This window comes from Pelagibacterium nitratireducens (assembly GCF_037044555.1).
GTDB lineage: Bacteria > Pseudomonadota > Alphaproteobacteria > Rhizobiales > Devosiaceae > Pelagibacterium > Pelagibacterium nitratireducens.
In genome coordinates this window covers 833,898-853,209 of record NZ_CP146275.1, presented here as the reverse complement: position 1 = coordinate 853,209, position 19,312 = coordinate 833,898, and the positions used below count along the sequence as shown (strand labels likewise).

At 60.4% G+C, this 19,312-nt stretch carries 15 protein-coding genes; 5 read left to right on the top strand and 10 right to left on the bottom strand.

Annotation, left to right across the window (positions count from 1 at the left end):
- Nucleotides 1-8: 8 nt before the first annotated feature.
- Complete coding sequence (gene dxs / locus V6617_RS04355; protein ID WP_338609379.1) at nucleotides 9-1,952, top strand: 1-deoxy-D-xylulose-5-phosphate synthase; 1,944 nt, start codon at nucleotides 9-11, stop codon at nucleotides 1,950-1,952.
- Between the two features lie 137 nt (nucleotides 1,953-2,089).
- Here dxs and V6617_RS04350 read toward each other — a convergent pair whose 3' ends face one another.
- A complete protein-coding gene (locus V6617_RS04350; RefSeq protein WP_338609377.1) occupies nucleotides 2,090-2,371 on the bottom strand; it encodes a DUF2312 domain-containing protein in 282 nt (93 codons plus the stop codon).
- A 200-nt stretch (nucleotides 2,372-2,571) separates the two neighbouring features.
- Between V6617_RS04350 and V6617_RS04345 the strand changes: the two genes are divergently transcribed.
- Complete coding sequence (locus V6617_RS04345) at nucleotides 2,572-3,051, top strand: DUF1036 domain-containing protein (protein WP_338609375.1); 480 nt, start codon at nucleotides 2,572-2,574, stop codon at nucleotides 3,049-3,051.
- A complete protein-coding gene (gene pyk, locus V6617_RS04340; RefSeq protein WP_338609373.1) occupies nucleotides 3,048-4,484 on the top strand; it encodes a pyruvate kinase in 1,437 nt (478 codons plus the stop codon). The genes V6617_RS04345 and pyk overlap by 4 nt, the downstream gene beginning before the upstream one ends.
- 133 nt (nucleotides 4,485-4,617) lie before the next feature.
- Here the strand turns inward: pyk and ykgO are convergent, their stop codons facing one another.
- Nucleotides 4,618-4,743, bottom strand: a complete 126-nt coding sequence (gene ykgO, locus V6617_RS04335; RefSeq protein WP_014131674.1) for a type B 50S ribosomal protein L36 — start codon at nucleotides 4,741-4,743, stop codon at nucleotides 4,618-4,620.
- A gap of 242 nt (nucleotides 4,744-4,985) precedes the next feature.
- Here ykgO and V6617_RS04330 point away from each other — a divergent pair, with 242 nt between their 5' ends.
- Nucleotides 4,986-5,495 (top strand): response regulator, encoded by a 510-nt coding sequence (locus V6617_RS04330; protein WP_338609367.1) that lies wholly within the window; start codon nucleotides 4,986-4,988, stop codon nucleotides 5,493-5,495.
- A gap of 3 nt (nucleotides 5,496-5,498) precedes the next feature.
- On the opposite strand, the gene V6617_RS04325 is transcribed toward V6617_RS04330, so the two are convergent.
- The 8 genes from V6617_RS04325 to V6617_RS04290 all read right to left on the bottom strand — a co-directional run bounded on the left by V6617_RS04325 (nucleotide 5,499) and on the right by V6617_RS04290 (nucleotide 17,180).
- On the bottom strand, nucleotides 5,499-6,527 hold the full coding sequence (locus V6617_RS04325; RefSeq protein ID WP_338609365.1) for an oligopeptide/dipeptide ABC transporter ATP-binding protein: 1,029 nt from the start codon (nucleotides 6,525-6,527) through the stop codon (nucleotides 5,499-5,501).
- The gene (locus tag V6617_RS04320) at nucleotides 6,524-7,516 is read right to left on the bottom strand and encodes an ABC transporter ATP-binding protein (RefSeq protein ID WP_422394822.1); all 993 of its coding nucleotides are present in this window, start codon (nucleotides 7,514-7,516) and stop codon (nucleotides 6,524-6,526) included. The genes V6617_RS04325 and V6617_RS04320 overlap by 4 nt, the downstream gene beginning before the upstream one ends.
- Before the next feature lie 19 nt (nucleotides 7,517-7,535).
- On the bottom strand, nucleotides 7,536-8,480 hold the full coding sequence (locus V6617_RS04315; RefSeq protein WP_338609362.1) for an ABC transporter permease subunit: 945 nt from the start codon (nucleotides 8,478-8,480) through the stop codon (nucleotides 7,536-7,538).
- Nucleotides 8,481-8,490: 10 nt separating this feature from the next.
- Nucleotides 8,491-9,414, bottom strand: a complete 924-nt coding sequence (oppB, locus tag V6617_RS04310; protein WP_338609360.1) for an oligopeptide ABC transporter permease OppB — start codon at nucleotides 9,412-9,414, stop codon at nucleotides 8,491-8,493.
- Between the two features lie 166 nt (nucleotides 9,415-9,580).
- The gene (locus V6617_RS04305) at nucleotides 9,581-11,203 is read right to left on the bottom strand and encodes a peptide ABC transporter substrate-binding protein (protein ID WP_338609359.1); all 1,623 of its coding nucleotides are present in this window, start codon (nucleotides 11,201-11,203) and stop codon (nucleotides 9,581-9,583) included.
- A gap of 166 nt (nucleotides 11,204-11,369) precedes the next feature.
- Nucleotides 11,370-12,656, bottom strand: coding sequence for an acetyl-CoA C-acetyltransferase (locus tag V6617_RS04300; protein WP_338609357.1), 1,287 nt, complete (start codon nucleotides 12,654-12,656; stop codon nucleotides 11,370-11,372).
- A gap of 3 nt (nucleotides 12,657-12,659) precedes the next feature.
- Nucleotides 12,660-14,627, bottom strand: a complete 1,968-nt coding sequence (locus V6617_RS04295; RefSeq protein ID WP_338609355.1) for a 3-hydroxyacyl-CoA dehydrogenase NAD-binding domain-containing protein — start codon at nucleotides 14,625-14,627, stop codon at nucleotides 12,660-12,662.
- Nucleotides 14,628-14,696: 69 nt separating this feature from the next.
- Nucleotides 14,697-17,180 carry an acyl-CoA dehydrogenase gene (locus V6617_RS04290; protein WP_338609353.1) on the bottom strand — a complete coding sequence of 828 codons (2,484 nt, stop codon included), beginning with the start codon at nucleotides 17,178-17,180 and terminating at the stop codon, nucleotides 14,697-14,699.
- A gap of 418 nt (nucleotides 17,181-17,598) precedes the next feature.
- On the opposite strand from V6617_RS04290, the gene V6617_RS04285 reads away from it, so the two are divergent.
- Nucleotides 17,599-19,311, top strand: a complete 1,713-nt coding sequence (locus V6617_RS04285) for a long-chain fatty acid--CoA ligase (RefSeq protein ID WP_338609352.1) — start codon at nucleotides 17,599-17,601, stop codon at nucleotides 19,309-19,311.
- The last annotated feature ends 1 nt before the right edge of the window (nucleotide 19,312 follow it).

Genomic DNA, 19,312 nt, shown 5'->3' with positions numbered 1-19,312 from the left:
CCAACTCAGTGTCCGATAAACCAGCAACCCCGCTGCTCGATACCATCGCTTCTCCTGCCGATCTCAAGGGATTGAAGCGCGAGCAACTGGCCGATCTTGCAGGCGAGCTTCGTGCCGAGGTGATCGATGCGGTTTCGGTCACCGGCGGCCATCTTGGCGCCGGTCTGGGCGTTGTCGAACTCACCGTGGCCCTGCACCATATTTTCGATACGCCCAACGACCGCATCGTTTTCGACGTCGGTCACCAGGCCTACCCACACAAGGTTCTCACCGGCCGCCGCGACCGCATCCGTACCTTGCGCCAGAAAGACGGGCTCTCAGGCTTCACCAAGCGCGGCGAGAGCGAATACGACCCGTTCGGCGCCGGGCATTCGTCGACCTCGATTTCGGCCGGCCTGGGCATGGCCGTGGGCTCTGAACTCAAGGGCGAAAAGCGCAACGTGATTGCCGTAATCGGCGACGGCGCCATTTCGGCCGGCATGGCCTACGAAGCCATGAACAATGCCGGCGCCATGGACGCGCGCCTCATCGTCATTTTAAACGACAATGACATGTCCATCGCCCCCCCCACCGGCGCGATGAGCGCCTATCTCGCCAAACTGGTTTCCGGCCCCGCCTACCGTGGCCTGCGCGACGCCGCAAAACAGTTCGTCGATAGCGTGATGCCTCCCTTCATCAAGGACAAGGCCCGCAAGACCGAGGAATATGCACGGGGCTTCTGGACCGGCGGCACGCTGTTTGAAGAGCTGGGCTTTTATTATGTCGGGCCTATCGACGGCCACAACCTCGATCATTTGTTGCCCGTGCTGCGCAACGTCCGCGACGCCGAAACCGGCCCCATCCTGATCCATGTCGTCACCCAAAAAGGCAAGGGTTATGCCCCGGCCGAAGAATCGGCGGACAAATATCACGGCGTATCCAAATTCAACGTCATCACCGGCGCCCAGGCCAAGGCCCCATCCAACGCGCCGTCCTACACTTCGGTTTTTGCCGACAGCCTGATTGCCGAGGCGGAAAAGGACGAGGCGATCGTTGCGATCACCGCCGCCATGCCGGGCGGCACCGGCATCGACAAGTTTTCAAAACACTTCCCCGAGCGCAGCTTCGATGTCGGCATTGCCGAACAGCACGCGGTGACCTTTGCCGCCGGGCTGGCCACCGAAGGGCTCAAACCCTTCTGCACGATCTATTCGACCTTCCTGCAGCGCGCCTATGACCAGATTGTCCACGATGTGGCGATTCAGAAACTGCCGGTGCGCTTTCCTATCGACAGGGCGGGTTATGTCGGCGCCGATGGTCCCACCCATGCCGGCGCGTTCGATGTCGCCTATCTGGCCACCCTGCCCTCCATGGTGGTGATGGCCGCCGGGGACGAGGCCGAACTGCGCCATATGGTGGCGACCGCCGCAGCTTACGACGAAGGCCCCATCGCCTTCCGCTATCCGCGCGGCGAAGGGGTCGGCGTGGACATGCCCCAAACCGGCGTTCCGCTCACCATCGGCAAGGGCCGGGTGCTCAAGGAAGGCACGACCATCGCGCTGCTTTCATTTGGTACAAGGCTGGCCGAATGCATGGCCGCCGCCGAAACACTCGGCACATATGGCTTTTCGACCACCGTCGCCGACGCCCGCTTTGCCAAGCCGCTCGATGAGGAATTGCTTGCGCGCCTCGCCCGCGAACACGCGGTGCTGATCACCGTCGAGGAAGGCGCGATCGGCGGCTTCGGATCGCATGTGGCGACCCGGATGGCCCAGCTCGGCCTGCTCGACAATGGTTTGAAATTCCGCCCGCTCGTCATGCCCGATCGCTATATCGAACAGGCCGGCCAGGGCGATATGTATGCCCAGGCCGGGCTCGATCGCTCGGGCATCGTGGCAACGGCGCTCACTGCACTGGGTGATGAAATCAACGCGGCCCAGGTGCTCCGGGCCGCGGGTCGCGAGATCGTCTAGAGCGTGCCCAGCAAAAGCATGTCCTCGACGCGATCGGGGATGGAAACGGTTTTGCGGTTCGCAACACGCGACAAAACAAGGGTTTGCAGCCAGGGATTTGGGTCAATCAAATCCTGAACGGCTCTAAATTATTGGGCCTATTCGGCAGCTTCGTCGTACTCGGACTGTGAACCGGCATCGGCCATGCCCAGCGCGTGCATATAGAGATCGAGGATCGCTTCCTGTTCGGCGCGCTCATTGCGGTCCTGCTTACGGATGCGCACGATCTGCCGCATTACCTTGGTGTCAAAGCCCGACCCTTTGGCCTCGGCATAGACTTCCTTGATATCGTCGGCGATGGCCTTCTTTTCTTCTTCCAGCCGCTCGATCCGTTCGATGAAGGCGCGCAACTGGTCGCGCGCGATGCCGTGGTCAGCCATGAATCAGTCTTTCCGCAAGAATTTGTTTGAGCGCTCTATCAATCCCATTGGCGAGGCGACTTCAAGCCGTCCAATGAAAATCCCACAGGGAAGGCGCATCGAACAGGCGTGGCCGCCTCTCTGTTGCCCTTCTAACGATGCTATAATCGGGTAATAGCTCACCCCCATTGACATATCCGGACCCCTTGCCCAGAAACACCATGGCCTTCATTTTCCATACGCGACCCAACGCCGTGCATTTTATGTTCCGCACTCTCTTGATCGCCGCCATCACGTTGCTACCGGCCTCGGTCGCGCTGCCGCGCCCCGCCCTTGCCGATCTGCGTGTGTGCAACCAGACGCCGAGCACGATTTCGATCGCCTTCGGCTATCGCGCCGAATCGGGTTGGCAGTCTGAAGGCTGGTGGGTGGCTGGCGCCGACGCCTGCGCCATCGTTTACCAGGGCGATCTGACGTCACGATATTATTATCTCTATGCCGTAGACGATCTCGCCGGCGGCGCCTGGGACGGGTCGGTGTTTATGTGCACCCAGGATTCGAGCTTCACCATTTTCGGTGTCGAGGACTGTCTGGCCCGTGGCTATGAGCGCACGGGCTTTTTTGAGATCGACACTCAGGGCCGCACCGATTGGACCATGCAATTGACCGAAAACAATTCAAACAGTCTGGATCCGCAATGAAAAGATCGCGCCGCGTAAAGATCGTCGCAACCCTTGGGCCGGCCTCCAATGACCCCAAAGTCATCGAGGAACTCGTCCGGGCCGGGGCCGATGTTTTCCGCATCAATATGAGCCACGCCAGCCATGATGTGATGCGCGACACCGTGGCCAAGATACGCGCTGTCGAGCGCACGGTGCGCTATCCCATCGGCATTCTGGTCGATCTTCAAGGCCCCAAGCTGCGCATCGGCACCTTCGCCGAAGGTTCGGTCATGCTGGCCAAGGGTGAAACCTTCACCCTCGACACCTCGGACGCACCTGGCGACAAGACACGCATCCATTTGCCCCATCCGGAAATCTTTTCCTCGGTCAAGACCGGCGACCGGCTGCTGCTCGACGATGGCAAGATCGAGCTGCGCATCTCGGCCATTTCGCCTGAAGCGATCAACACCACTGTCGTTTATGGCGGCAAGCTTTCCGACAAAAAGGGCGTCTCGCTGCCCGATACTATCCTCTCGGTGGGCGTGTTGACCGAAAAGGATCGCGCCGACCTTCAGGCTGCGCTTGGCGAGGAAATCGACTGGATCGCGCTCTCTTTCGTCCAACGCCCCGAAGACATGATCGAAGTGCGCAAGCTCGTTCAGGGCCGCGCCGGCGTGCTCGCCAAGATCGAAAAGCCACAGGCCATAGACCGCCTCGAAGAGATCATCCGCCTGTCGGACGCCATCATGGTGGCCCGCGGCGATCTGGGCGTGGAAATGCCGCTCGAAAGCGTGCCCGGCACCCAGAAACGCATCACCCGCATGTGCCGTCGCCTGGGCAAGCCGGTGGTTGTTGCCACCCAGATGCTTGAATCGATGATTACCGCGCCTGTCCCCACCCGCGCCGAGGTTTCCGACGTGTCCATCGCGGTGTTCGAGGGCGCGGACGCGGTGATGCTGTCGGCCGAAAGTGCGTCAGGAGCCTATCCGGTGCAGGCCGTCACGACGATGAACAACATCGCCGAGGCCGTCGAGCAGGACCCGCTCTATCCGAGCATCATCCGCGGCCAGGCCACCGAACCCGAAGCGACCGCCGCCGACGCCATTTCCGCCGCCACGCGTCAGGTGGCCGAAACGCTCGACCTGGCGGCGATTGTCACCTACACCTCTTCAGGTTCGACCGGCATCCGTGCATCGCGTGAACGACCTTCCAAGCCAATCATCGCGCTCTCGCCCAAGCTGACCACCGTGCGCCGCCTCTCGATCGTCTGGGGCCTGCATTGTGTCCAGACCGAGGACGCCATTTCGCTCGACGACATGGTCGATCGCGCCTGCTCGATTGCTTATGTGGAAGGGCTTGCCCGTCCCGGCGATCGCATTGCCATCACCGCTGGCGTGCCTTTGGGCACCCCCGGCGCCACCAACATGCTGCGCATCGCCTTTGTCGGCCAGGACGGCGCTGGCGGCTCCTGACGACACCGGACCATTGTTTGAAAGGGCCGGGGCACAACCCCGGCCCTCTTTTTTTACGTAGTGCGCAAAGCAAAGCGGGGTCCGCAAATCTGCGAACCCCGCCTTGAAAAATCGATGGATCGAAAAGCGCCGATCAGCCCTGGCGGGCCTTCATGCGCTTGTTGACCTTGTTGATGATATAGACGCGGCCACGACGGCGAACCAGCTTGTTGTCCCGGTGACGGGTCATGAGCGCCTTGAGCGAATTGCGGATTTTCATTTTAACCTCAGACAAAAAGAGATCGGCGGAGCTCAAGGCACCGCTTCGGAGCGTTTCCAGGGCAGGTGTTTCCATCTGTCCGGTCGGGAACGCGACCAACTAACGACCGGGATCGCCCCAGCGGCGCTGAAGCGATCCCAAAGTTGGCCGGAACATAGGGGCAAAGCCGGTAGCTGTCAACGCGAGTCGCTGGGGCTGCTGCGAGATTTTACGCAACCTCCCGCTTGGTGTAGATTGGCGATATGAACACCACGCTCCCTCCACGGCTGTCCATACTCATCGCCACCGCCAACGGTGAGCTTTCCAGTACGCTTGCCGCCACGCTGCGCCGGCTGGGGCTGACCAACACGCGCACCGCCCGCGACAGCGCGGAGGCCTTTCGCCTTTTGAGCCAATCGCCTCACGATGCAATGATCATCGACCACGCCATCGGCCCCGAGGACGGAATGACCGTCACGCGCCGTGTGCGGCTCAACGCCGCTGCATCCAACCGGGGCATGGCCATCGTCATGGTGTCGGGAGACATGCCGTCCGAGCAGACCCGGGAAGCACAGGACGCCGGCATCGACGAATTCATTCACCTGCCCGTCACGGCTCAAATCCTTGCCGCCCGGCTCGAATCGGCCATTGCCGCGCCTCGACCTTTCGTCGTCTCTCCCACCTATGCGGGACCGGACCGACGGCGTGAGGAGGCCCCCATAGAGGGCCAGGACAGGCGGACCCCGGCCAACCGCGGGCCGAAGGCCACCTGACGATCAGCTCTGCGCCCGGGTTCGCGTGCCCACCGGATCGGCCAGAATTTCTTCCCAGCGGATGCACGATACGTCCGAACCATTGTCGGCAGTCTCGAGCGGCGGCACGATTTGCGCGCAACGCTCGACCGCATAGGGGCAACGTGTCCGGAAATAGCACCCCGACGGAGGGTTGATGGGAGAGGGAATTTCCCCTTCCAGCCCCTCGATCTTGTGCTCGCGCGCCAGCTTGGGGTCCGCAATGGGGACCGCTGTGAGCAAAGCGCGGCTGTAGGGATGCCGCGGATCCGTATAGAGCGCCTCGCTCTCGGCCAGTTCCGCGATCCGTCCCAGATAGAGCACAAGAATGCGGTCGGACACATGCCGCACCACGGAAAGATCGTGGCTGATAAAGATCAGCGTCAGCCCGAATTCTTCCTTGAGGTCGGCCAGAAGGTTGAGGATCTGGGCCTGAATGGAAACGTCGAGCGCCGAAACCGGTTCATCGCACAGGATCAGTTTGGGCCCGGTCACCAGCGCCCGGGCAATACCGATACGCTGAGCCTGCCCGCCCGAAAACTCGTGCGGATAGCGGTTGATCATCTCGGGCAAAAGCCCGACCGCATCCATCACCTCGCGCACCCTTTTGCGGCGCTGCTCGCCACTCATTTCCGGTTTGAGTGTCCGAAGCGGGTCGGCGATAATTTCCCCCACCGTCATGCGCGGATTGAGCGAGGCCAGCGGATCCTGAAAGATGATCTGGAGATCGGTGCGCGCCTTGCGCATCTGATCCTTGGAAAATTCTGTCAGGTCCTTGCCCAGCCAGACAACCTTGCCGTCATCGGGCTGGATAAGTTGCAGAATGCAGCGCCCCAGCGTGGATTTCCCACACCCCGATTCCCCCACGATGCCTAGCGTCTCCCCGCGCTTGACGGTGAAACTCACATCGTCGACCGCCGTCAGCGTCAAGGGTTTGTTGAAGAACCCGTTGGAGATCGCGAAACGCTTGGTGAGGTGTTCGACGTTGAGCAATATTGGCGTTTGATCGTTCATTTGACCGCCAATTCCTTTTCCATGTCCGCTTCGGTCATTTCGCCCTCGTAAAAGCAGGCGCTCAGCCGGTCGTGCTCTCGCACGATCAGTTGCGGCCGCTCCTTGATGCACCGGTCGAACCGGAACGGGCAGCGCGGGTTGAACGCACAGCCGGGCGGCAGGTTTGTGAGGTTGGGCGGCAACCCCTTGATGGGCGCCAACCGGTCCTTACCCTCTTTGAGATGGGGCGTAGAATGGAGGAGGCCGAAGGTGTAAGGGTGGCGCGGATCATAAAACAGATCCTCGACCGGACCCTGCTCAACGACGCGCCCGGCATACATGACCATCATTTCATCAGCGAGCCCCGCCACCACGCCCAGATCATGGGTGATGATGATCAGCGCGGTGTTGAACTTGTCGGTCAACTCCTCGAACAGCTTGAGCATCTGGGCCTGCACCGTCACGTCGAGCGCCGTTGTCGGCTCGTCGGCAATGAGCACCTTGGGATCGCACAGCAGCGCCATGGCGATCATCACGCGCTGGCGCTGCCCACCCGACAATTCGTGTGGGTAGCGGCGCAGGATGCGCCTCGGATCGGGAAGATGCACCGTCTTGAGCATTTCCTCGCACTTTTCCATGGCCTCGGAACGTCTCATGCGCTTGTGGAACATGAGCACTTCGGTCATCTGGTCGGCGACGGACAGATAGGGATTGAGCGAAGTCATGGGATCCTGGAAGATCATCGCCATGTCCCGGCCACGGATCTTGTTGAGATCGCCCGGTTTCATGCCGATCAGCTCCTCGCCTTCGAGCTTGACCGACCCTTCGACCTCGCCATTGCCCGCCAAAAGCCCCATGGCGGCCATCACCGTCTGGCTCTTGCCCGATCCCGATTCCCCCACGATGGCCAGTGTCTGGCCCGGTTCGATGGAAAAGTTCATCTTGTTGACCGCACGCACTGTGCCGTCAGGCGTTTTGAACGACACCGAAAGGTCGGTGACTTCAAGCATACTCATGATCGTCCTTTCCTCACCGGTCACGCGGGTCGAGCGCATCACGCAGACCGTCGCCGATGAAGTAGAAGCTGAACAGGGTGACGACAAAGAAGAACAGCGGGAACAAAAGCTGCCACAACGTTCCATACATCACGGTGCCCGCGCCCTGGGAGATCAGTGCACCCCAAGAGGTGAGCGGTTCCTGAACACCAAGGCCAAGGAAGGAAATAAAACTCTCGGTCAGGATCATCTGGGGCACCAGAAGCGTCGCATAGACCACAACGATACCCATCAGATTTGGCACGATATGGCGGAAGATGATCGTGAAGTGCCCGGCCCCACCGGCCCGCGCCGCCTCGACGAATTCCTTTTCCTTGAGCGATAGCGTCTGCCCGCGCACGATGCGCGACATGTCCAGCCAAGACAGCAGCCCGATACCCACATAAAGCATGGTGATCGAGCGGCCGAACACCACGAGCAGCAGGATCAGAACGAACATGTAGGGGATCGAAAGCAGGATATCGACGATCCGCATCATGATCGAATCGATGCGGCCACCGAAATAGCCGGCCACCGCGCCGTAGAACGTGCCCACGATCACAGCGATCCCGGCCCCAACGAACCCGACCATCAGCGAAATCTGGCTACCCTGGACAACGCGGGAATAAAGATCGCGTCCCAGGTCGTCGGTGCCAAAAAAATGGCCCGATTCCAGAGACGGCGCGCCGGCGACGCGGACATTGCCCAGCACCGACCAGTCGATCTCTTCATTGGACCATACGGCAAAGAAGTGCCCGGTGAATGCGAACAGCGCCACCAAAATGAGCACGATCAGGCTGACCACCGACGGGGCATGCCTGAAAAAGCGCTGTGCCGCATCGGCCCACAGGGACCGCCCCTTGCTGGGGATTTCGTAATTGGCGTCGTCGACATCGACAGGATCGGCCGAAGCTTCGACTCTAACAGGTCTTAATACCATGGTCGGCCTCCTAGTACCGGATGCGTGGATCGATCCACGCATAGAGTATGTCCACGATCAGGTTGAACGCGATGGTCAGCGTGCCCAGAAGGATCGTGATACCCATGATCACCGAGTAGTCCCGGTTAAAGGCCGAATTGGTGAACAATTGCCCGATACCGCCGGTGGAAAAATAGACGTCGATGATCACCGAGCCGGTCACCATGCCCACAAAGGCCGGGCCGAGATAGGACAGCAGCGGCATCAGCGCCGGCTTGAGCGCATGCCTGATAATGACATGCCGGGCCGGCATCCCCTTGGCGCGCGCTGTGCGAATGAAGTTGGAATTGAGCACTTCGAGCATCGATGAGCGCGTGATGCGGGCAATCGAGGCCATGTAGCTCGTACCCAGCGCGATCACCGGCATGATGACGTAATTCCACTGCCCGCCATTCCAGCCCCCGCCCGGCAGCCAGCGCAGCCAGAGGGTGAACACGATGACCAGGATCGGCGCCATCACAAAGTTTGGCAACACCTGTGCCCCGATGGACGTGCCGACCGAGAGATAGTCGAGCCAGGAATTATGGCGCACCGCGGCCGCGATCCCCAGCGAACAGCCGAGCAGAACAGCCAGGACGAACGACCACGTGCCATAGGTCAGCGTGACCGGGAAGCCTTGGGCGATGATGTCGTTGACCGTGCGGTCCGTATAGGCAAAGGACGGGCCGAAATCGAAACGGGTTATGATCCCGACCATGTATTCCCAGAGCTGCAGATGCCAGGGCTGGTCGAGACCGAATTTGGCTTCGATATTGGCCAGCACCTGCGGCGGCAGCGGACGTTCGGAGTTGAATGGCCCCCCCGGCGCCAGCCGCATCAGAACGAATGAAAAGATAATCAAAAGCAAAAGCGTCGGGATGGCGACCCCGAGGCGCTTGAGGATGTATTTCAACATGTCGAAAGTCCGTGCGCGCACGACGCAGCCGAGGGTCCGACGAAGCGGAAAACAGCGCTTTGCAATATTGGTGCAAAGGCGCGTGTGAGGCGGCGCCCTGTCATTTCTTTACCCCGAAAAGGGGGCGTCCCGCACGAGGGTGCGGAACGCCTGTGATTGGCCTGAATTACTCGGCAGCGACCCGATAAAGGTCTTTCGAGTACCAGTTCTGCTCAACGTTGTTGACCGGCCATTCCTGAATCTGCGGATTCAGCATGTAAACGCCGGCATAGTGGTAGAGCGGCAGGACGGGCATATCCTCTGCGATGATCTGCTCGATCTGGGTGTAGTTCTCGCTCGGATCGGACATGGTCTTGGCTTCGGCAAGAAGCTCGTCGACTTCCGGGTTCGAATATGCGGAGTCGTTGTAGCCCGAATTCGTGTCCATCAGATCGAGGAACGTGGAGGCTTCGTTGTAGTCACCGCACCAGCCGGCACGGGCGATTTCAAAGTCACCATTGCCGCGGGCATCAAGGAACGTGTTCCATTCCATGTTCTCGAGCGTGGTCTGCACGCCGAGCTTCTGCTGCCACATCTGCGAAATCACGGTCGCCAGTTCGCGGTGTGCTTCGTCGGTGTTGTAGGTGATCGAGAGCTCGAGCGGATTGTCGGCGCCGTAGCCGGCTTCTTCCAGCATCTGGACGGCCATTTCGTCGCGCTCGGCCTGGGTCATTTCACCAAATTCGACCGAAGGCACTTCGAAGTTGGCCGTGGCGCCCGGGGTAAACGTATAGGCCGGGATCTGGCCGCCCTGCAGGATCTGGTCGGTGATCACGTTGCGATCGATCGCATAGGCCAGAGCCTTACGGACGTTGACGTCCTTGAGGGCTTCCGGTCCGGCTTCGCGCAGGTTGATGTTGTAGTAGTAGGTGCACAGGCGCGGGAAGGAAATCGCGGTGTCGGGATATTCCTCGGCCAGGCGCGGGTATTCGCCGGTCGGGATTTCCGTACGGTCGAGTTCACCGGCGAGGAAACGCGTCAGAGCCTGGTTTTCGTCGTTGATGACCAGAGCCGTGACGGTCTCGAGAACGGTGTTTTCCGCATCCCAATAGGTGTCGGACTTGACGCGAACCGAACGTTCCTGCGGAACGTGTTCGGAGAGCGTGTAAGCGCCGTTGGTGACGAGATTTTCCGGACGGGTCCACTGGTCGCCATGTTCCTCGATCACCCAGCTGGGGGACGGGAAGGTCGAGGCATGGGTGGTCATGGCCGCGAAATAGGGCAGCGGAGCCGACAGGTGAACGACCAGTGTGTGATCGTCGACGGCTTCAACGCCAAGCTCGGAGGGCTCCATCTCGCCGGCAATGATAGCGCCGGCGTTCTCGATCGACATCAACTCGCCAAACCATGCATAGGGCGAGGCGGTTTCGGGATCGACAAGGCGCTGCCAAGCGTAAACGAAATCGCCTGCGGTAACCGGAGTTCCATCCGACCACATGGCGTCGTCACGCAGCGTGAAGGTCCATTCGGTGTTGTCTTCGTTGGGGGTCCACTCGGTGGCCACACCCGGAGCCAGTTCGCCGTCAGCGGTCTGGGTCAACAGGCCCTCGAACAGGTCGCGCACGATTTCCGAGCCCGAAACGTCTTCGACGATCTGAGGATCGACCGAGCTGTGCTCGTCGAGAACGCGGTAGGTAAAGCTCTGGTCTTCGGCCAGCGTTACGCCGTCCGGAACATTGGCTGCAAAGGCGGGCGCGACGAGGAACGTCGTCGCTGCAAGTGCCGCCAATAGCTTGGTGGTACGTGTCATAATGGTCGTCTCCTTTTTGTATTGGACGAAATGTGATGCTTCCAGCCCACGGCTGCCCTCTTTTTTTGGAACGGAGCAGCTCAAACGAAGATCAACGGGGAAAATCATTCCCCGTTGATCTGGATCGGGAGCCTATCCCTGCTCAAACGGCTTTGACAAGCACTGATTAATTTCCGCGCTCCACAATCGCGGCAACGCCCATACCGCCTGCCGTACAAACCGAAATGAGCGCTCGGCTTTTTTCTTGAACATTCAAGAGCTTGGCTGTCATACCCAGAATGCGTGCCCCCGTCGCCGCAAAAGGATGGCCATATGCCAAAGAGGAGCCAAACACGTTGATTTTATCCACAGGAACGGCTCCAAGCGGATCATCTCGCCCCAAAACCGCCCGATTGTAGTCGGGATCTTCCCATGCAGCCAGCGTGCACAGCACCTGGGCCGCGAAGGCTTCATGGAGCTCGAACAGATCGATATCGGCAAAGCTCAATCCGCTCCGCCGCATCAGGTCCGAAACCGCGATTGTCGGCGCCATCAACAGCCCGTCGCCATGGGCGAAATCATTGGCCGAAACAGCACCCATGGTGAGATAGCCCAGGATCGGCAAGTCGCGTTCGCGCGCCCAATCCTCACTGGCCAGAAGCACCGAGGACGCCCCATCGGTCAGCGGCGTGGAATTGGCCGCCGTCAGAGTGCCCTTGCCCGATTTCTTGTCGAAAGCGGGCTTCATCGTCGCCATTTTTTCAAGACTGGTATCGGGCCGGATGTTGTTGTCCTTGTAAATCCCGGCGCAGGGCACGATCAAATCGTCGTGAAATCCGCTGTCATAGGCAGCGGCCGCATTCTGGTGGCTGCGCAGCGCCAGCAGATCCTGCGCCTCGCGCGAAATCCCCCATTGCTTGGCCATCAATTCGCAATGCTCGCCCATCGACAGGCCCGTGCGCGGTTCCTGCGTCGATGGGGCGACCGGCGTTATCTCGCCGAAATTGAACCCCTTGAAGGCGGAAAGCTTTTCGCCCGTCGTGCGGGCCCGCGACATGGCGATCATGCGCCTTTGCATTTTCGGCCCCAGCACCACCGGGCTGTCCGACACCGTATCGGACCCCGCCGCGATGCCGCTGTCGATTTCTCCGGTGGCGATCTTGGCCCCCAGCGTGAGCGCGGCCTGCAACGATGTTCCGCACGCGATCTGAAGTGTCGTCCCCGGCGTTTGCGGTGACAGACCCGCATCGAGCAGCGCTTCGCGGGCAAGGTTGAAATCCTTGGAGTGCGAAATGACCGACCCGGCCATCACTTCCCCGATCCGCTGTCCCTTGAGCCCGTATTTCTCCGCCAGCCCGCCGATCGCGGTTGAGAGCATGGACAGGTTGGATTCATTTTCATAGCCGGTATAGGCGCGGCAGAACGGGATGCGCGCCGATCCCACGATGGCGACTTTGCGCAATGTCTGTGTCATGATTTAAGCCCTTCCGTCCTCACGTGCCTTGAGCGGTCCGCCCAGGAACGGGGCAAAGCCGGTCCCCAGGATCATGCCGATATCGGCCATGTCGGCGCTTTCAACCACGCCCTCGGAAACGATAACTTCTGCGGTGTCGACAAGCGGCTGGACCAGATCGCGCCCCAGCCCTTCAAGATTGGCATGAGCCGGCGCCTTTTCCTTTTGCGCCTTGCCATCCACCCATTTGTAAAAGCCTTCGCCGCTCTTGCGGCCTAGCTTTCCATCCGCCAACAGCTTTGCAAACCTGCTGTCCTCGGGCACCTTCTGGCCCAACTCCTTGGCGACGAACGCCCCGACGTCGAGCCCCACGGTGTCCATCAATTCGATTGGTCCCATGGGCATCCCGAAGGCGACAGCCGCCGCATCGAGCTGTTCGGGACTTTCGCCCTTTTCCACCCGGTCGATGGCTTCGAGCATGTAAGGCATGAGCGCCCGATTGACCAGAAACCCCGGCTTGGACTTGACCACGACGGGACTCTTGCCGATGGCCAGGACGAATGACGCGCCGACCCGGATCGCATCATCGTCATTGAGTGTCGATCGGATCACCTCGACCAGCGGCAATTGCGCAACCGGGTTGAAGAAATGCAGTCCGATCAGCCGGTTGGGATTATCCAGTGCCTCTGCGATCCGCTCCAGTTCGATCGAGGACGTATTGGTCGCCATGATGGCATTGGGCCTAAGCTGCTTTTCGGCGTTGGAAAAAATCTGCTGCTTGACGTCGAGCTTTTCCACCACCGCTTCGATCAAGACGTCACACCGCGCGATACCCTTGCCCTCGACATCAGGTTCCAGCCGCGCCATGGCGGCATCGACGGCCTGCTTGGTCCTCAGCCGCTTTTTGAACAGCTTCTTGGCCCGGTCCAGCGCCGGCTTGATGCGGTCCATATCCATATCCTGGAGCGTCACGGCCATGCCGCGATAGGCGCACCACGCCGCGATATCGCCGCCCATCACCCCGGCGCCCACCACATGGACGCGGACAAATTTGGGCTTGTCCTTGCCCTTGACCCCCAGCCGTTTCAGGCTTTCAGACAAAAAGAAGACCCGGCGCAGGTTTTGCGCAGTCGGCGAAGCCATCAGCGGCACAAAGGAATCGATCTCGTGGGCGATCATCTTTTTGGGATCGTCGCCATATTTTTCGAACAGGTCGATCAGCGCATAGGGCGCGGGATAGTGATTTCTCGGCGCCTTCTTGCCCGCTTCCTCGCGCATCTTGTCGGCAACGCGCGAACGGATCGGCCCGAACGCCATGGCGCGCTTGGTCAAGGGCGCGGGATCGGATCTGCGCCTCGACAGCACCGCCTTGCGGCCCTCCCAGCGCAACATGTCGCGGTGCCGCACCAGCTTGTCGACGAGGTTGAGTTTTCTCGCCTGCGACGCACGCAGGATCTTGCCGGTCAGCATCAATTGCATCGCATCAACCGGCCCAGCCTGGCGGATCGAGCGACCGGTTCCGGCAAAACCGGGAAAAATCCCCAGATTGACCTCCGGAAAGCCCAGCCTGGTGCCCTCGTCGTTGACCGCAATACGGTAGTGACAGGCCAGCGCCAGTTCCAGCCCCCCGCCGACACAGAAACCCGAAATGCCGCACACGAACGGGATTTTGAGATCCTCGATCCGCTGGAACACCCCATGGGTTCGCCGCAGGGCCTCGGGCAGAACGGCCGGGTCGCTCATCTGGTCGAACTCGGAAATGTCGGCCCCCGCAATAAAGCCCGACTTTCCAGACAGCAGGACGACGCCCACAAGGCTACCGGCCTGGCCCAGTTGTTCGATATGACCGACCAGTTTCTCGAGCTCGGAAATCACCTCCCGGCTCAAAACGTTGACCGAATTGTCCTGAACGTCCAGCACCAGCCAGCCGATCTGCTCGACATCGATTGAAAAGTCCCAGTGTCGGGTCTGTGGCGTATCAGCTTGCGCCAAGGCTTGGCTCCTCTCGTGTTTCTCTCGGTCGGAACAAGGGTGAAACGGCTCGCGAAGTTCCGCAACCGCCTATTCGGCGGCCGCGGTATATTCGCTTTCGGGCTTTTGGGCCGGGCGGGCCAGGGCGTCGGGAGCAAAATCATCGACCTTGATGACCCTGTCGGTGGCCTCGTCGGCCACCCGCATGATCTGGGCTTCTTCCGCACTCAGGATGCCCTTGGATATCGCATCCTCGATGGCGTCCCGATCAAGTCGCCGATCGATCTCGCCCTTCTTGATGGCCCGGAAGAACTTCTTTTCGATCTCTGCCGCCGCCTCGACCTTGACCAGAGCGTCTTCGAGCATGCCCGTGCGATCGGCCGGATCGAAAGTCAGATAGACCCCGCGTGTCAGCCGGTCGCGAAACGGCGAATGGCCGAGTACCGAGCGCGCAAGCCGGTAGTTTTCCCGGTCGCGCGACGGCCGCGCCCGCCGCCCAAGCGGAAAGATCAGAGCGCCCAGAGCGAATTTGAGGAACGGGTTGGGGAAATTGTCGATGACTTCCCCGAGCCCCTTTTCGATTCCGGCAATCCGATCGCGGGCAATTGCATCGATCACCGCAACGTCCTCGGGCATCCGCCCGTCATCCTCATAGCGCTTGAGTGCGGTCGAGAGCAGGTAAAGGTCCGAGAAAACGTCCGCCATGCGGCCAGACAGCATCTGCTTGCGTTTCAGATCGCCGCCCAGAAAGGCCACAGTCCAGTCGCCCGCCAGCGCAAAGCTTTGCGAATAGCGGTGCAACGCGCGATACCAGCCCTTGAGCTCGTGCTCGACCGGGCTCGAGGCGAACCGCCCGAAGGTCAGATTGTGCCACCACGACGCCGTCATGTTGCGCAGCATGAACCCGATATGACCCGAAAACGCCGCATCGAAATCCTTCAACCCCTGACGCTTATCGGGGTTCTGGGCAGACTGCACTTCCTTGAGCAAATAGGGATGCGCCCGCAACGCGCCCTGCGCGAACGTGATCAACGTCCGCGTCAGGATGTTTGCGCCTTCCACGGTGATCGCCACCGGAATGGTCTGATAACCGGCGAACAGATAGTTGGATGGCCCGTCCTGCACGGCGCGCCCTCCGTGGATGTCCATGGCATCGTCGACGCGCCCGCGCATTTCCTCGGTCGTGCGGTATTTGAGCGCCGCCGAAATCACTGCCGGCTTTTGCCCGTCATCGACAATTGCCGCCGTCATGGCCCGCGAAGCCTCGAACTGGTAGGCCGATTTGACAAGCCGCGCCATGCCCTCGCCAACCCCTTCCATCATGCCGATGGAAATGCCGAACTGGCGCCGGATGCGCGCATAGGCCGATGTGGTGCGCAGCGCCGCCTTGATCGAGACCGTGCCGATGGCCGGCAGCGAAATGGCGCGGCCCGTCGCGAGGCATTCCATGAGCATGCGCCATCCCTGCCCGGCATATTGGGTGCCGCCGATCAAAAATTCCATGGGTACGAAAACGTCGGTGCCCGATGTCGGCCCGTTCATGAACGCCGAACGCGCCGGCAGATGCCGCCGCCCGATCACAACACCCGGATAATCGGCAGGAACCAGCGCCAGCGTGATGCCGACATCCTCACCCTTGCCCAGATGATTGTCGGGATCATAAAGGTTGAACGCCACGCCCAGTAGCGTCGCCACCGGAGCAAGCGTGATATAGCGCTTGTCCCAGCTCAGCCGAACGCCCAGCACCTGCTTGCCCTCGTATTCGCCATAGGTCACTACGCCCACATCGCGCATGCCCGCCGCGTCCGATCCTGCATGAGCCCCGGTCAGCGCAAAGCACGGAACTTCCTGGCCCTTTGCCAGGCGATGGAGGTATTTGCCCTGCTGTTCGGGCGTGCCGTATTTCTCAAGCAGTTCGCCCGGCCCGAGCGAGTTGGGCACCATCACGGTGATCCCCGCCGCAACCGAACGCGAGGCGATCTTGGAGACCACCTGGCTCTGCGCCTGCGCCGAAAAGCCTAGGCCCCCATGCTCCTTGCCGATGAGCATGCCAAGGAAACCCTTGTCTTTGAGGAACTGCCAGACTTCGGGCGGCATATCCATGCGATTGTTGCGCGTGTCCCAATCATCGATCATCGCGCAGACCTCTTCGCATGGCCCGTCGATAAACGCCTGTTCTTCCTCGGTCAGGTCGGGCTTGCGAATCTCAAGCAGCCTGTCCCAATCGGGGCGACCCGAAAAAATCTCTGCGTCCCAGCCGACGGTTCCCGCATCGAGCGCTTCCTGTTCGGTCCGCGAAATGCGCGGGAGGATCGATTTGACCATGGAATAGGCAGGGCCGGTCAGAACCAGCTGGCGGACAGGCGGAATGGCCAGAAGCGCCAACACCACGGCTGGCAACAGAGCCAGTATCCACCCGATCGCACTTGTCGAAAGAGCCAGCCCGTCATCGGGCCGCAGCATGGCTAAGACGCCAATGAACGCCGCGGCCAGCGCCCATTGCCACAACGGGGACTGGCGGATCGCCAGGACCAGAAAAGCGACAATGCCAATCACGATAAGTGCCAAAACCATAAAGCGGCCTCCCCTGACCTCGTGCGCCCGGGCAACGCCCGCACGCAACACAAATATCGGCTCGGAACTACAAGCCTCAGCTTCAGTCACGCGCCCGTCTTCGGCACAGCTGAAATCAAGTTGAGCATACACCGGTGGACGTAAACGTCAACTCAATGCCTAATAGGTCATTCAGTCTGAACGGCCATGGCGTGGCGTGCCGGCTACAAAGCGCCCTAATCTAAAACGCATTCGCTACGGATTAGTTTCAAAGAGCCAAACGCGCTGGAATCCGGGCATTTGGCACTGCTATCGACCGAGAAATTGGGTCAAACAGGGTAAGGAGCCTTGCCCAACGTGCATCGTTTGACGCTAACGTTAGCCCATGACATACTTTTCATGAGCAGGCGTGGACACAAGATCCACCGGAGGAGAGAACATGAACAAACCGATCAGCGCGCCCCATCCCTGGATAACCGCTTATCCCGAAGGCATCGACTGGGATGTATCCATCGACACCACCCCGGTCCATGAACAGCTCTTGGCCTCCTGCGCCAAGATGGGCGACGCCACCGCGCTGGATTTTATGGGCGCCACCACGTCGTTTCGGCGTCTGGGAGAACAGGTCAACGCTCTGGCCGGCGCACTACAGTCCGAACTCGGAGTGGCAAAGGGCGACCGCGTTGCGCTGCTCATGCCCAACACACCCTTCTACGTTATTTCCTATTTTGCGGTGCTGCGCATCGGCGCCACCGTGGTCAACTGCAATCCCCTCTATTCCCTCAACGAACTGAGCCACATTGTCTCCAACTCCGGTGCGACCGTTCTCATTACGCTCGACCTCAAGGCGACATATCCCAATGCCGAGAAACTGGTGGGTCAGGGCCATATCAAGAACCTCGTCGTGGCCCACTTCCCCAACGCGCTGCCGGGAATGAAAAAGATCCTGTTTTCGATGTTCAAGGGAAAGGACATCGTAAAGACGGCAGAGTCGCCCGCCGCGCGCGCCGTCATATCCTTTGAGGATCTGATGACCAAAGGCAGGACGCCTACGCCCGTCCAGATCGATCCCGAAAAGGATGTCGCCGTTCAGCAATATACCGGCGGCACCACGGGCACCCCCAAAGGCGCCATGCTCAGTCACGCCAATATCGCGGCCAATATGAGCCAGATCGACAAATGGGGGTGCGGGCTGTTCTACCCCCCCTCCAAGATCGTCGCCGTACTGCCCTTTTTCCATATCTTTGCGATGACCGTATGCATGAACGTGCCGCTGTGCTCGGGCGCCCAGGTCGTCATGCTTCCGCGCTTTGAAATGAAGGCTTTCCTCTCCCTCATGAAGCGCACCAAACCCAACGTTCTGCCTGCCGTCCCGACTCTGCTGCATGCCCTGGCCACCAAGAACACGGCGACCGCCGAAATCCTTTCGCCCATCGAAGTTGCGATTTCCGGCGGCGCCGGCCTTCCAGGCGAAACACGCGGGGCCTTCGCCAGAAAGTCCAACGCCATTCTCGCCGAAGGCTACGGTCTGACCGAAGCCTCCCCGGTCGTGACCTGCGCGGCCCTGCGCGTACCCTCCAAGCCCGGATCGATCGGCCTGCCGCTGCCCGCCACCGACGTTCGCTTTGTCGATCTCGACGATCCCGACAAGGAAGTGGCCCAGGGCGAGCGCGGGGAACTCGTGCTCAAGGGCCCCCAGGTCATGCTCGGCTATTTCGATGACGAGGAGGCCACCAAGGCGGCCTTCACCGCCAATGGCTATCTGCGCACCGCAGATGTCGGCCATTTCGATGAGGACGGCTATGTGTTCCTTGTCGATCGCATCAAGGATTTGATCATCTGCTCGGGCTTTAACGTCTATCCGCGCGCCATCGAAGATGCGATCTACCAGCACCCAGCTGTGGACGAAACCAATGTGATCGGCGTAAAGGATGAGTATCGCGGAGAAGTGCCAATCGCCTATGTAAAACTCAAGGACGGGCAATCGCTGACCGAGGGCGGCCTTAAGGATTTTCTCAAGGACCGTCTCTCCAAGCTCGAAATGCCCCGCGAAATCATTTTCCGCGACGAGTTACCCAAGACCATGATCGGCAAGCTCTCCAAGAACGATCTGCGTGCCGATTACGAAGAAAATGTCCAAGCGGGGGGATAGT